General features: G+C 72.7%; 11 protein-coding genes and 2 pseudogenes. 8 read left to right on the top strand and 5 right to left on the bottom strand.

Annotated elements, in window-relative coordinates; translation table 11 throughout:
* From ACWF9Z_RS04425 to ACWF9Z_RS04415, 3 genes and pseudogenes are all read right to left on the bottom strand, one after another.
* Nucleotides 1–558 (bottom strand): annotated as a pseudogene (locus tag ACWF9Z_RS04425) (hypothetical protein); the annotation flags it as partial.
* A gap of 301 nt (nucleotides 559–859) precedes the next feature.
* Nucleotides 860–1,060 (bottom strand): annotated as a pseudogene (locus ACWF9Z_RS04420) (Uma2 family endonuclease); the annotation flags it as partial.
* 170 nt (nucleotides 1,061–1,230) lie between these two features.
* Nucleotides 1,231–2,265: an SMP-30/gluconolactonase/LRE family protein gene (locus tag ACWF9Z_RS04415; RefSeq protein ID WP_453597343.1), complete on the bottom strand. Its 1,035-nt coding sequence runs from the start codon at nucleotides 2,263–2,265 to the stop codon at nucleotides 1,231–1,233.
* 80 nt (nucleotides 2,266–2,345) lie between these two features.
* On the opposite strand from ACWF9Z_RS04415, the gene ACWF9Z_RS04410 reads away from it, so the two are divergent.
* The 4 genes from ACWF9Z_RS04410 to ACWF9Z_RS04395 all read left to right on the top strand — a co-directional run bounded on the left by ACWF9Z_RS04410 (nucleotide 2,346) and on the right by ACWF9Z_RS04395 (nucleotide 6,582).
* Complete coding sequence (locus ACWF9Z_RS04410) at nucleotides 2,346–2,783, top strand: MarR family winged helix-turn-helix transcriptional regulator (RefSeq protein ID WP_453597341.1); 438 nt, start codon at nucleotides 2,346–2,348, stop codon at nucleotides 2,781–2,783.
* Between the two features lie 152 nt (nucleotides 2,784–2,935).
* Nucleotides 2,936–4,120, top strand: a complete 1,185-nt coding sequence (locus tag ACWF9Z_RS04405; protein WP_453597339.1) for an alpha/beta hydrolase — start codon at nucleotides 2,936–2,938, stop codon at nucleotides 4,118–4,120.
* A 366-nt stretch (nucleotides 4,121–4,486) separates the two neighbouring features.
* Nucleotides 4,487–5,788, top strand: coding sequence for an alpha/beta hydrolase (locus ACWF9Z_RS04400; RefSeq protein ID WP_453597337.1), 1,302 nt, complete (start codon nucleotides 4,487–4,489; stop codon nucleotides 5,786–5,788).
* Nucleotides 5,785–6,582 (top strand): trypsin-like serine peptidase, encoded by a 798-nt coding sequence (locus tag ACWF9Z_RS04395; RefSeq protein ID WP_453597335.1) that lies wholly within the window; start codon nucleotides 5,785–5,787, stop codon nucleotides 6,580–6,582. Before ACWF9Z_RS04400 ends, ACWF9Z_RS04395 begins: the two co-directional genes overlap by 4 nt.
* A gap of 107 nt (nucleotides 6,583–6,689) precedes the next feature.
* Here ACWF9Z_RS04395 and ACWF9Z_RS04390 read toward each other — a convergent pair whose 3' ends face one another.
* Nucleotides 6,690–7,580 (bottom strand): EamA family transporter, encoded by an 891-nt coding sequence (locus ACWF9Z_RS04390; RefSeq protein ID WP_453597333.1) that lies wholly within the window; start codon nucleotides 7,578–7,580, stop codon nucleotides 6,690–6,692.
* An 87-nt stretch (nucleotides 7,581–7,667) separates the two neighbouring features.
* Nucleotides 7,668–8,789, bottom strand: a complete 1,122-nt coding sequence (locus tag ACWF9Z_RS04385) for a pyridoxal-phosphate dependent enzyme (protein ID WP_453597331.1) — start codon at nucleotides 8,787–8,789, stop codon at nucleotides 7,668–7,670.
* Nucleotides 8,790–8,990: 201 nt separating this feature from the next.
* Between ACWF9Z_RS04385 and ACWF9Z_RS04380 the strand changes: the two genes are divergently transcribed.
* The 4 genes from ACWF9Z_RS04380 to ACWF9Z_RS04365 all read left to right on the top strand — a co-directional run bounded on the left by ACWF9Z_RS04380 (nucleotide 8,991) and on the right by ACWF9Z_RS04365 (nucleotide 13,781).
* Nucleotides 8,991–10,574, top strand: a complete 1,584-nt coding sequence (locus tag ACWF9Z_RS04380) for a S8 family peptidase (RefSeq protein WP_453597329.1) — start codon at nucleotides 8,991–8,993, stop codon at nucleotides 10,572–10,574.
* Nucleotides 10,575–10,759: 185 nt separating this feature from the next.
* Entirely contained in the window at nucleotides 10,760–11,935 is a 1,176-nt protein-coding gene (locus ACWF9Z_RS04375) for a DUF4190 domain-containing protein (RefSeq protein ID WP_453597327.1), read from the top strand.
* A 160-nt stretch (nucleotides 11,936–12,095) separates the two neighbouring features.
* Nucleotides 12,096–12,848, top strand: a complete 753-nt coding sequence (locus ACWF9Z_RS04370) for a GntR family transcriptional regulator (RefSeq protein ID WP_453597325.1) — start codon at nucleotides 12,096–12,098, stop codon at nucleotides 12,846–12,848.
* Nucleotides 12,849–13,577: 729 nt separating this feature from the next.
* Nucleotides 13,578–13,781 carry an SPOR domain-containing protein gene (locus ACWF9Z_RS04365; RefSeq protein ID WP_384654396.1) on the top strand — a complete coding sequence of 68 codons (204 nt, stop codon included), beginning with the start codon at nucleotides 13,578–13,580 and terminating at the stop codon, nucleotides 13,779–13,781.
* Nucleotides 13,782–13,793 lie beyond the last annotated feature (12 nt).

The following is a 13,793-nucleotide window of genomic DNA, read 5'->3' as shown; positions in this document are numbered from 1 at the left end:
CCGACTCCGCGCCCGACCGCGCGCCCGCCGGCCCCAGAGTCTCACCCCACCCCCCACCGCGGCGCTGTGGGGCGGCGACACCCCCCCCGCCGGCGGGGGGGGGGGGTCGCGCCGCAGCAGCTCCAGCCGGGCTTCGTTGAGGATCTGCTCCCACGGGCCCGTGCGGGTGTTGATCTCCAACCGGCGCATGAGCGCGTGGTCCTCGGCCGTCAGCGCGATCGAGGTTCCCAGGCCCTCGCACGCGGCCAGCCACCGCTCGGGGTCCGTCACGGCACGGGCCCGTTCCGCCGCGTCGCGCACGGCCTGGCCTGACGCGTGCACCGGTCCGTCCGAGAGGAACCGCAGCACCGCCGTACCGTCAGGGTCCGCCTCTCCCCACCGGCGGGCGAGCCGCACCAGCTCCGGCCCCGACCAGGAGCGGGGTTCGACGCGGGTCTTCGCCTGGGCGAGCAGGAGCGGCCGCCCTTGCCCGTCGCGCACCTCGAAGTCGATGGCTTCGTCGGCGCCCTCCACCCGGAAGGTCTCCGCCTCCGGATACTGATCCGGGGTACGGATCAACTGCAAAATGGCACACGCTGTTTGGAAGCCCATTCCCCGCGCTGTGTCGACCCCACCCATGTGGCGTATCCCCCCTTGGCCTCGGCTCGCCTCTTAGGATGCCGGAGCTCACTGACAGCAAGGCCTGCATGTGCGGCCGTTCATGGCCTCAAGCGCAGGAGCAAAGGGGTCGGACTCTGTCGAGTCCGGCCCCTTCCGCATTCCCGTGCTGACGTGGTGCTGGCTTGTCAGCCGTTTCGGGGCGGCGTGAGCTTGTCGAGGTCGAGGCTGAGATGGAAGGGCACCGGGCGCTCGAGGGTGCCCCGGAAGATGCCTGCGCCATGAGTGTTGTGGTCAGGGCGATGACGAGGCGGCCATGCCAGGACCGCTGGGGCGACAGCATGAAGACGAGGGCTCCGTCGATCAGCTCCGTGTGGCGGGGTGCCTCGGGGAGGCGGTCGAGATCCTCCGCGGACCAGCCTTCCGCGCGCGGCGGGCGCATCCAGTCGGGCAGTGCGGTCATGGGCCAACCGTAGCGATCGGGGCCGTCACGAGCGGCGTTGTGCCGCTGATCCGCATGCGGCGCACGGATGTCGTCGGGATGCTCGTCGGGATGCTTGAGCCGCCTCGCTGCTGGTGCCCGACGGGGCCGACGGGGGACCGGGTGTCGGGTCCCCGCCGGCGGCCCGGGGGTCAGAGGCCGCGGACCGAGGCGATCGTGAAGGGCGTGGGGGTGCCCGTGGACGGCATCGGGCCGCCGTCCTTGTCGAACTGGGAGCGCACCACCAGGGTGCGGCCGCCCGGAACCTGGACCAGCGTGGTCGGTATCTGCAACGACGGGTCCGTGACCGTGCGGACCAGCCGGGCCCGGGTGCCGTCCGCCGAGAGCTGCCAGCGGCTCAGGGTGTTGCGGGTGTTCTGGGCCGCGCGCAGGACGCCGCCCGGGGCCAGGTCGAGGCCGTCGGCGGTCTTCAGGTCGCCGCCGGAGAGGGCCACGCGGGAGATCGCCCCCGAGCGCGGGTCGATGCGGTACAGGTCCCCCGCCGTCATGTCGACGGTGAGCAGGTAGCGCCCGGCCGGGTCGGCGGCGATGCCGTTGAGGCTGAAGCTGCCCGCCGGCGACGGCGTCAGCCGTCCGCTCAGGTCGTACGCGGGCAGCAGCGGGCCGGAACCGGCGGCGAGCTGGGCCGGGGTCACCCGGTAGACCACCGCGCGGACGCTGTCGGTCAGGTACGCGGTGCCGTCCGGGGTGATGGCCAGGTCGTTGAGGAAGCGGGGCTCGCTTCCGGGGATCTCGAAGTGGGCGAGGCGGGCCCCCGAGCGGGTGTCGTAGACCGAGACGCCCGACGTGGAGTCGGTCACCCAGAGCCTGCCGTGCGCGTCCACGCGCAGTCCGTTCGCGGTGTGGCGGCCGTCGGTGCCGGCGGGCAGGAACACCTCGGCCGCGCGTGCGCCGGGGCGGGCCCGGTAGACGGTGCCGTCCGTGTAGGAGCCGACGTAGACCGTGCCGGTGCGGGGATCGGCGGCTATGCCCTCGGGGAAGGCCCGCGCGGACGGGAGCCCGAAGGCCGTGGAGATCCGCACGGCCGCTGCCCTGCTGGCGGGGGGCTGGCCGCCGGAGGACTGGCCTTCGGAGGACGGGCCGTCCGAGGCCCGGGCGGCGGGGGCCGCGCCGAGGGTGAGGGCGACCGCCAGGGTGAGCAGGGAGGCGGGCAGGAGCTTCTTCATCAGTGGATGTCCCCTTCTCAATGTGTGAGTACGAAGGTAGATTAGAGCTCTAATACACGCAAGGGCTTTATGATGCCTGGATGACTTCCATGCCCGTCGAGGAGCGCATCGGCTCCCACGTGAAACGCGCCGAACAGGCGCTCCTCGGGGCCAAGAACGCCGCGGTGAAGCCGGCCGCGGTAACGGTTCCTCAGTACGCCGCGCTCCTGTGGCTCTCCGAGAAGCCCGGGATCTCCGCCGCCGCGCTCGCCCGCCTCTGCGGGGTGACTCCGCCGACCATGAACACGGTGCTGAAGAACCTCCAGGAGCGCGGCCTCATCGAGCGGACCCCGCACGAGCTGCACCGCAACGTCCTGGAGACCCGGCTCACCGACGAGGGGCGGTCGGTGATGGAGGTGGCCGACGCGGCGGCCGTCTCGGTCGAGCGCCGGCTCGCCTCCGCCTTCAGTCCGGAGGAGCGGGAGCAGCTGGTCCGGCTGCTGGGGCGGTGCGTGGAGGTCCTCGGCGACCTGAGGTGACGTCGGGGGGAAAGGTTCCGGACGGCGGAGATTCAGTGGATGTCTTTGCGCTGTTTTGGAACTCTTCGGGGGATTCACACATCAGGACTAGGGGGAACCCCCGTCCGCTCTGCCCCACTGAGGGGCAGTCATGACCGTTCGGAGCGAAGTTCGTGCACCAGGACCCGCAGCGTCCGCGGCCCGATGACCAGCCGTACGAGGCGTACGAGCGGTACGAGCCCTCCATACCCGGGCCCACCGGGCCCCCCGAACCGGAGCGCTCCGGCCGCAAGCGTTCCCGTCGCGTGATGGCGACCGGCGCGGCCGTCGCCCTCGCACTCCTCCTCGGCGGCGGCTTCGCCGCCTGGAAGCTGGACTGGTTCTCCGGCGACGGCTCCACGGTGAGCTTCGGTACGACCCCGCCCGCCGCCGGCGCGGAAACCGGGAAGGCGGTCCCGGGCGAGGCCCCGAAGAGCGCGCCCACGCCGAGCGGGGACCCCGACGTACAGCTCGAGACGGGCCCGCGGGCCACCTTCAAGCAGACCACCAGGCTGGACGACGGCACGGTGATCGCCAAGACCCGCCTCGCGGGCGCCAAGTCCGGCTTCGAGGGCGACGTCTGGGTGTGGACGCCGAAGGAGTACGAGGACCCGAAGTACGCCAAGAGCGGCTTCCCGGTCCTCATCGCGCTCCCGGGCGGCAACGGCTTTCCGGCCAACTACTGGTCCGACCGCAGCCTCGGCCTCCAGAAGGCCATCGGCGAAGGCGTCCAGGCCGGTACGAGCCTGCCGTTCATCGTGATCATGCCGGTGCTCAACCCGGACGCGAAGTACTACTACGACGGCTCCGACATACCCGGCCAGCCCAAGATGGGCACCTGGATCGCCGAGGACGTCCCGGACTTCACCCGCGCCAACTTCCGTACGTACAAGTCCCGTGACGGCTGGGCCTTCATGGGCTCCTCCTCCGGCGCCTTCGTCGGCATGAAGCAGGTCCTCCAGCACCCGGACCGGTTCAAGGCCGTGATCGCCAGCGGCGGCGAGATCGTTCCCGACTCCCCGTTCTGGAAGGGACATCAGGCGGAGATGGACGCGAACAACCCGGAGAAGCTCGCGCAGCAGCTGATCGACGCCAACGGCCCCGAGGTCTACATCAACTTCCAGGTCGGGACCAAGGAGACCGGCAAGCAGCGGATGGCGCAGTTCCAGGAGAAGTACGGCAAGGGACCGGTCAAGATCACCATCCGCGACATCCAGAACGGCGAGCACAACGGCTGGCACTACGTGCGCGGCATGAAGGAAGGCTCGCTGGAGTGGATCAGCAAGGTGCTGAAGGGCCCGAAGCCCGCGGCCGGCTGACCGCCGCCTCCCCGCCTCCCCGCCTCCCCGCCTCCCCGCCTCCCCGCCTTCCACTTCTCCACTTCTTCACTTCTCCGCCTCCCGCCTCCGCCTCGCAGCCGTGCAGCCCGGCGCCGTGCGCCCGTGCGCCCGTGCGCCCCTGCGCCCGTGGCGGCCCCGCGATCGGACGCACCCGGCCGGGGGACCGGGCGGCGGGGGACGGTCGCCGGACGTGCCGGGCGCGCGCACCGGACGTGGCTCTCGCCACGTCCACCATTCCCGGGCAACCCATCCGGTCGTTCATACCTCTGTTATGGATGTGAGGGGGGACCAATGGGTCCGGCCCGCGTTCCTGCGGGGACGCCGGAGAGGGAACGGGAAAGATCCGTGCACCAAGACCAGCAGGGCGACGGCGGCGCCACGACCGGGGACCGCCGCCCCGACCGCCGCAAGCGGCGGATCCTGATCAGCGGGGGGCTCGGCCTCACCCTCCTCGTCGGCGGGGCGGCCGCCTACCAGTACGGGCTCTTCTCGGACATAGGCGATCCCGTCTCCTTCGGAAAGGCCCACGCGACGGCCTCCACCACCACCGCCGCCTCCGCGCGGCCCGGCGTGAGCATGCCGACCGGACCGAAGGCCGAGTTCGTCCGCACCTCCCGGCTGCCGGACGGTACGCAGATCGCGCAGACGAGACTGATCGGCAAGAAGTCCGGATTCACCGGCGACGTCTGGGTGTGGGTGCCGAAGGAGTACGACGACCCGGCCTACGCCGAGAGCGCCTTCCCCGTCCTGATCTCGCTGCCGGGCGGCCGCGGGTACCCCAAGAACTACTGGGGCACCGGCCCCGGACTCGGCCTCCAGCAAGCGGTGAGCGACGGGGCGAAGGCCGGCAAGAGCCTGCCCTTCATCCTCGTCATGCCGGTGATCAACGCCGATACCAAGCACCACTTCGACGGCTCGGACATCCCCGGCCAGCCCAAGATGGGCACCTGGATGGCCGATGACGTCCCGGATTTCACGAAGGCCAATTTCCGCACCTTCACCTCACGCGACGGGTGGGCCTACATGGGCTCTTCCTCGGGCGGCTTCGGAGCCCTCAAGCACGTCCTGAAGTACCCCGACCGCTTCAAGGCGGTCATCGCGAGCGGCGCGGACCTCGTCCCCGACTCCCCGCTGTGGAACGGGAACACACGGGCCATGGACGAGAACAACCCCGAGAAGCTGGCCGCGCGGCTGATCGTGGCGGGCGGCCCGGACGTCTACCTGAACTTCCAGATCGGCACCAAGGAGAGCGGCCGGGAGAAGGCCGAGGCGTTCATGCGGGACTACGGGAAGGGCCCCGTGCACACCCGGCTCCAGGTGATCCAGGATGGTGAGCACAACGGGAAGTCGTACGTGCGCGGCATGAGGGAGGGCTCCTTGGAGTGGATCAGCAAGGTGATGTCGGCGCCCACGCCGGCGCCCCGTCCGACGCCGCCTTCGACGCCCGGGTCGACTCCCGGTTCCACGCCCGGGTCGACGCCCGTGTCGGCCCACGGCTCGAGGCCCGGATCGGCCTCCCGCCCGGCCCCCCGCCTGACTCCCGGCGCGGCTCCCCTTCCGACGCCGGACCCGACGCCGGACCCGACGCCGGACCCGACGTCGGAGGCGGACCGGGACGGCAGCGCGGAAGACGCCGCGGGGCCATGAGCCCGGGGGTCAGGTCAGTCGCCTCCGCCACGGCGGCCGGGGTCGCCGCGCTGCTCGCGGTGGTCTTCGTCAAGACCTCCGGCGGCTACGAGGACCGGCACGCGCTCCCGTTCCCGACCGTCGGGGTGCTCATGGCCAACGGGGAACACTGGTGCACGGCCAGCGTCGTCGACAGTCCGCGGGGCAACGTGGTCGCCACCGCCGCGCACTGCGTGGCCCCCGCCGGCGAGGGCGGGCGGCCGGGTGAGGTCGCGCACGACGGGCTGGCCATCGGCGAGCTCGCCTTCGCCCCCGCCTTCTCCGGCGAGGGCTCGGGGAAGCAGCCCCTCGGCGTGTGGAAGGTGCGCTCCGTCCAGGTCGACGAGCGCTGGACGAAGTGGGGCGAGGACACCGCCGACTTCGCCTTCCTCACGGTCGACCCGGACGAGGACGGGCGCAGCCTGCAGGAGGTCGTGGGGCGCGACGAGACCCCGAAGCCCGCCTGGACCTCCGGCTACGACCGCGAGGTGACCGTGGTCGGGTACCCGGAATCGCAGCACAACCCGGAGAACAAGCCCGTCGCCTGTACGACCCAGAGCCGCCACGACGAGGACGACGCCGCCATGCTGTACATCAACTGCTCCGGGTTCTGGACCGGGACCAGCGGCAGCCCGTGGATCGCCGACCGGGGCGGCCCGGGGCGGCCCGGGCAGCTGATCGGGGTGCTGAGCGGCGGGAACACGGACGTGGACTCGACGGCGGCCCTGTTCGACGGCCGGGCGAAGGCGCTCTACGAGCGTGCGGCGAAGGGCTGACCCGAGCCCGCCGGCGGCGGCCGCCGAAAGGCCGCCCGTCAGACCCGTCGGGCGGACCGGACCCCTCGGGCCGGGCCCCTCGGACCGGGCCCCTCGGGCCGGGGCGCTCAGGTACGCCGCTCCGTGCTGACGATCACGCTCACCGCGGCCACGACGATCGCGCCGCCGAGCACGATCGGCCAGGTCAGGGACTCGTCGAGGATGAGCCAGCCGAGGGCGACGGCCACGACCGGATTCACGTAGGCGTACGTGGCCACCAGCGAGAGCGGAGCCGCCCGCAGGAGCCACACGTACGAGGTGAAACCGACGAGCGAGCCGAAGAGCACGAGGTAGCCGAGGGCCAGCCAGGACCCGGTCGCGTACGACCCGGGGTGCAGGCCGTGGTGCTCGCCGCGGCACAGGCCGACGACGATTCCGCCGGCCCCGCCCGCGAGCATCTGGTAGGCGCTGCCGGTGAAGGGGTTGGCGGGCAGGGTGAGCTTCGACGCCGAGAACGAGCCCAGCGACCAGAGGACCGAGGCCCCGAGGACCAGGAGCACCCCGGCGAGACCGGTCTCGCCGTCGATCCCCGGGCTGCACAGGACGGCGAGTCCGGCGAGTCCCAGCAACACCCCGGCCAGGGTGCGCGGCGACGGGCGGTCTCCGGTGCCGGCCCGCAGACAGACCAGCCACATGGGCACGGCGGCGACCAGGAGGGCGGCGAGGCCGGAGGGGACCGAGGTCTCGGCGAGGACGACGAGGCCGTTGCCGCCGAGGATCAGGAGCAGGCCGACCAGGACGGCGGAGCGCACCTGGGCACCGGTGGCCCTGAGGGCGGCGGGGCCGTCGCGCCAGGCGACGATCGCGGCCAACAGCACCCCGGCGGTGAGGAAGCGGGCGCCCGCGGAGAGGAACGGAGGCATGGTGTCGACGACGATCCGGATGCCGAGGTAGGTCGAGCCCCAGACGACGTAGACGAGGCCGAGGGCGGTCCAGACGCGGGCCGTTGAGGTGGGCATGACCGGAAGCCTATGTCGTTGGCCGCTGCACCCATCAGGCGTCTCGCGGCAGGGGCCGCGGCCGCCGAGAGGCTGCGACGGCGCCGCTCAGGCCGCCGGCGCGGCCGGTCCCGACGTGGCGCCCGCGCCGCACAGGGGAACCACCGCGCTGCGGTCCTGGAGGGGGTTGCCGGGGGCGCCCGGGCCCACCGCGGCCCAGCAGGCCGCGGCCGTCGGTTCCACGAAGAGGCCGCGCCGGGCCAGATCGAGCCGGGCCGCGCGGACGCGGTCGTCGGTGACGGTCAGGAAGGTGCCGCCGGACGCCCGGACGGCGGCGAGGATCTGGCGGGCCCGGGGCGGAGCCGGGATGGCGATGCCCTCCGCCAGCGTGGGGAGCTCGGGCACGGCCCCGGCGTCCTCGGCGCCCGCGTGGAAGGCCGAGGCCAGCGGGGCCACGGCCGCCGACTGCACGGCGATCAGCGCCGGCGGGCGGACCCCGCGGCGGGCCAGCTCCTCCACGGCCAGCGCGGCCCCGAGCAGCAGGGTGCCGTTGCCGACCGGGACCACGAGCACCTCGGGGAGGTGCCCGCCGAGCGCCTCCCACACCTCGTACACGTAGGTCTTCGTGCCGTGCAGGAAGTACGGGTTGAACACGTGGCTGGCGTAGAAGACCCCCGGGAGGTCGGCCTCGGCGCGGGCCGCCCCGGCCGCCGCCTCGCGCCCGCCCGGGACCGTCCGCACCACCGCGCCGTGCGCGCGCATCCGCTCCGTCTTGCTCCGCGCGGTGCCCTCCGGCACGAACACCTCGCAACTCAGTCCCGCCCGCGCGCAGTACGCCGCGCACGCGGTCCCCGCGTTGCCGCTGCTGTCCGCCACCACCCGCTTCGGGCCGAGCCGGCGCGCCAGCTCCGCGAGCATCACCGCGCCCCGGTCCTTGAACGACAACGTGGGCATGAGGAAGTCGAGTTTGGCGTGGACCCGCTCGGCCAGCGGCACCAGCGGGGTGTTCCCCTCGGCCAGCGTCACGGCGTAGGCCCCCGGCAGCGGCAGCGCGGATCCGTACCGCCAGAGCGAGGGCGGTCCGGCGTGGGGTTCCAGCGGGGCGGCCGGATCGGGAGTGAAGTCGAGGTCCCACGGGCCGCCGCAGAGGGGACAGCACCACGGCGCGGTCCGGACGTCGGCGCGCGCCCCGTCCTCGGCGCAGACGTAGCCGGGCAGTGCGTGCGTCATGTGCTGACCGCCTTTGCTCGTTCATGGCTGTCGTATGGCACGGATGTTACGCGTTCGTTGTCCTCTTGTGGGGAGGTGAGTCTGTGGGTCAACCTTTCGTCAGCGGCGCGCCGTTGGGCTGAATTACTTGTCATGGTCATGCCTAAAGCGACGTGTCCGCGCACCCCCCGCAGCGCACCGCCTATGAGGAGGACCCCTCGCATGTCCGTGATGCGTCACACCCGCCGCAAGGCCGCCGGCATCGGCGCGGCCGCCACCTTGGCCCTCACGCTCGGCGTCGCCGCCGCGTTACCGGCCTCGGCCGCCTCGGCCGCTTCGGACGCCCCGCAGGGCGTCATCGAGAACGCCGGCGCCGCGGGCACCGTCCCCGGCAGCTACATCGTGACCCTGCGCGACTCCGCGGCCCGTGCCACGGCCGACAGCGGAAAGGCCGTGGCCAAGCGGTACGGCGCCACGATCGACCGGACCTACGCCGCGGCCCTCAACGGCTACTCCGTGGAGGCCTCCGAGGCGCAGGCCAGGAAGCTCGCCGCCGACCCGGCCGTGGCGTCGGTCGTGCAGAACCGGACCTTCACCGTCGACACCACCCAGCCGAACCCGCCCTCCTGGGGCCTGGACCGGATCGACCAGCGCGCGCTCCCGCTCGACAGCGGCTACACCTACCCGGACACGGCGGGCGAGGGCGTGACGGCGTACATCATCGACACGGGGGTGCGCATCACGCACACCGAGTTCGGCGGGCGGGCCTCCTACGGCTACGACGCCATCGACAACGACAACACCGCGCAGGACGGCCACGGCCACGGCACCCACGTCGCCGGCACCGTCGGGGGCGGCTCGTACGGCGTGGCCAAGAAGGTGAAGATCGTCGGCGTGCGCGTGCTCGACAACAACGGCTCGGGTACGACCGCCCAGGTCGTCGCCGGCATCGACTGGGTGACCCAGCACGCCGTCAAACCGGCCGTGGCGAACATGTCGCTCGGCGGCGGCGCCGACTCCGCGCTCGACACCGCCGTGCGCAACTCCATAGCCAGCGGCATCACCTACGGGGTGGCCGCGGGCAACGAGTCCACGAACGCCGCCACCAAGTCCCCGGCCCGCGTGGCCGAGGCGATCACCGTCGGCGCCACGACCAGCACCGACGCCAAGGCGAGCTACTCCAACTACGGCACGGTCCTGGACCTCTTCGCGCCCGGCTCCTCCATCACCTCCTCCTGGGGCACCGGCGACACCAACACGAACACCATCTCCGGCACCTCGATGGCGACCCCGCACGTGGTCGGCGCCGCCGCGCTCCACCTCGCGGCCAACCCGGCGGCCACGCCGGCCCAGGTCTCCACGGCCCTCGTGAACGCGGCCACGCCGAACGTCGTGACCGGCGCCGGCACCGGCTCCCCGAACCGGCTGCTCAACGTCGGGGGCTCCACCACCCCGCCGAACCCGGGCACCCGCTTCGAGAACACGGCGGACTACGCGGTCAACGACAACGCCACCGTCGAGTCGCCGATCACCGTCAGCGGGATCTCCGGCAACGCCCCGGCGACGCTGAGCGTCCCGGTCGACATCAAGCACACCTACGTCGGTGACCTGAAGGTCGACCTGGTCGCCCCCGACGGCACGGTCTACGGCCTGCGCAACCGCACCGGCGGAAGCGCGGACGACATCGTGCAGACCTTCACGGTGAACGCCTCGGCCGAGGTGGCCAACGGCGTGTGGAAGCTCCGGGTCGCCGACCTCGCGAACGCCGACACGGGGAAGATCGACTCCTGGGCGCTCCAGTTCTGAGCGGTCGTGGTCCGTGCCGGGTCCGGCGCGGAACACGGCGTGAAACGACGACGGGTTGAACAGCGGGGGCGACCGTTTCGGCGGTCGCCCCCAACTGCGTACTATTCGCGCATTCGTACGCGCGCACGCCTGAGCGAACGCTTCCGTCGCCGCCACCGCCCCGCCCTGATGGAGCACTTCGACCCGTGACCAACCCGCCCCCGCCCCTCTGGCCCGCCCCGCCGCCGCCCCCGCCCCCGTACGGGTACCCGTACGGGCCGCCCGCGCTCAACGGCTTCGCGCTCGCCTCGCTGCTGGTCGGGCTGCTCTGCTTCCCGCCCCTGGGGGTCGTCCTCGCGATCGTGGCCCTGGTGCAGACGGCCAAGAGGGGCGAGCGGGGCCGGGGCCTCGCCGTCTGCGGCCTGGCCGTCTCGCTGGTGATGACCGCGGTGATGGTGTTCGCCGTGCCGCGGGTCGCGGACACGCTCTTCGAGCGGGCCCGCGCGCTGGGCGCGCTGGAGCCGTACGAGGACGTCGAGGGCGAGCTGACCGACATCGACGAGCTGCGTGCGGGCGAGTGCTTCAACGTCCCCGGCGGGGACCTGCTGGAGGAGGACCCCTTCGTGTACCGGATCGCCTGCGCGCGGGTCCACGACGCGGAGGTCACGGCCTCGACCACGCTGAGCGGACCGCGGTTCCCGGGCGTCGAGGAGCTCAAACGGTCGGCGAACGAGGACTGCTGGCGGGCGCAGGACGCGTACGCGATGGACACCTGGGCGCTGCCCCCGTACGCGGAGATGTTCTACTTCGCCCCCTCGCGCGGGTCCTGGGGCGACGGCGACCGGCGCGTGGTGTGCGTGATCGGCACGGCGGAGCAGGAGCACACGGGAAGCCTGCGCAAGGACGCCGGGATGCTGAAGCCGGAGCAGGTGACCTTCCTGCACGCGATGAACGAGGCCGACCAGGCGCTGGGCGGCTCGCCCGAGCAGGGCGTCGAGGACGCGCTGGTGGAGTACCTGGCCTGGGCGCGCCGGGTGGACGAGGCGCTGGCCGCCGAGTCGCGGATGCTCGACGGGGCGAAGGGGCGGCCGGAGCTGGCCGGGCCGGCGGGCGTGCAGAAGGAGCGGGTCGAGGCCGCGCGGCGCCAATGGCAGAAGGCGGCGCGCGCGTCGGACCCGGAAGCGTTCTCCGAGGCCTGGAGCCGGGCGCTCGCCGAGCTACCGGTGGCGGCGGAGAAGGCGCTGCGCGGGGCGTACGGACTGTCGACGACCGTCCCGCAGTGGCTGGAGGAGGCGGAACGGGACGGCCCGAGCGTGGAATCGGTCCGACTGCGACGCGTACCGGGTCAGGTGCCGGGACAGGTACCGGGACGCGTGCTGTGACGTGCGGAGGTGTCGGGGCGGTGTCCGCGCGGTGCTGGTGTGACGCGTGGGTTTGAGTGACCTGGCTTCATCACTTCGGGTGAAACTCTGGCCCTTGCTTGCGGCGTACAACCGTCGGTTGCCAGGCTGTAGCTGTCTGTCAACCTGATGGGAGTGGCCAGTGACTTTCGGCGAGCAGCCGGCCTATCTGCGCGTCGCCGGGGATCTGCGACGGAAGATCGTCGATGGGTCCCTGCCCCCGCACGCCAGGCTCCCTTCCCAGGCCCGGATCCGCGAGGAGTACGGGGTCTCCGACACCGTGGCGCTGGAGGCGCGCAAGGTCCTCATGGCGGAGGGCCTGGTCGAAGGCAGATCCGGGTCCGGCACGTACGTGCGGGAGCAGCCCGTCCCCCGGCGGGTGGCCCGCACCGGCTACCGCACGGGCGGGGTCTCGACCCCGTTCCGCCAGGAACAGGCGGAGGCGGGCGCGCGCGGCACCTGGGACTCCGGCAGCGAGCAGACCGGGGCCCCGCCGGACATCGCCGAGCGGCTCGGCATCGAACCCGGCGAGCGGGTGATGCGGACGCGGTACGTCTTCCGCGACGCGGGGGAGGCGATGATGCTGTCCACCTCCTGGGAGCCGCTGACCGTGACGGGCCGGACGCCGGTGATGCTGCCCGAGGAGGGGCCGCTCGGCGGCGCGGGGGTCGTCGACCGGATGGCGGCGATCGACGTGGTCGTGGACAACGTGGTGGAGGAGGTCGGCGCCCGGCCGGGCCTGGCGGAGGAGAGCCTGCTGCTCGGCGGGGTCCCGGGCCACGTGGTGCTGGTGATCGGGCGCACGTACTTCGCGTCCGGCCGTGCCGTGGAGACGGCGGACGTCGTGGTCCCGGCCGACCGCTACCGCCTCGCGTACCACCTGCCGGTCCGCTGAGCGGACGCCGACGACGGCGTGCGGGCGGGGTGATGCCCGGGCAGCGTCTGGAGCACCCCTGCCCCGCGGACTTCGCGCCCGGCGCCTGACACCGGCCCCGGCCCCGGCCTCGACCCCGGCCTCTGTGCCCCCTCGGCGCCGGCTCCGGCCTCCGCGCCCCCTCGGGCTCGGGCCCGGCCTCGGACTCCGCGCGGGCATCGGGGACTTGCTCATCGCGCGCCTGCTCGTCGCGCGGCCCTTTCGGGACATACGCCGAAGCGTTCCCGGCCTCCGACTCGCGCGCGTCCTGCGCCCGTTGACCGCGGGGCTGGCGAAGGAGAAGCGCTGCCTGGCCAGGCCGGACACCGTCGGCGGCCCGGACGGGGAGGCGGACGGACGTCACCGCGACGTGTCCGCGCTCCGTCCGCGCGGCCCCGTACGAGCTGCCCGCCACCGCCGACCGTCCCGTCCGGTGCGGCGCGATCTGCTCGCTCGGTTGTTCCCGCGACGCGACCTGCGGGGATGCCGGCCGCCGGCAGACCCCGGGGAGAGCGGTGATTCCGCCGGCGCGCACCGTGCGCCGGGTCTGAACCGGCGCGCACGGCGCACTCGTACGCGTGGCCGGATGCGTACGCCTGTGAGGTACCTCTTCGTGAAAAACCATATCCGCTGCGTAAAGGTCGGGCGTAGGCTCAGGCATATGCGCAATGCGGTTTCCCGGGCAGGTACGTCGGCGGAGGGTGAAACGCGATGAACGACAGCGGTGCCCTGCTCCCGTGGCTGGTCATACGTGAGGACGACAACGGCAACCGCTACCGGGTGGGCCGCTACGCCACCCGGGCAGAAGCCCAGAAGGTTGCCGACAGCCTCGAAGACAGGGGACACAAGCAGCTCTACTGGATCGAGCGGCTCGTCCAGGGCAGCACCACCAGCCAGACCGCCACGATGAACTGAGCGTCCCGAGCG

The organism is Streptomyces sp. NPDC054961, from assembly GCF_053609145.1.
Note: the sequence above shows the minus strand (reverse complement) of the source record. Positions and strands in the feature narration are given on the sequence as shown.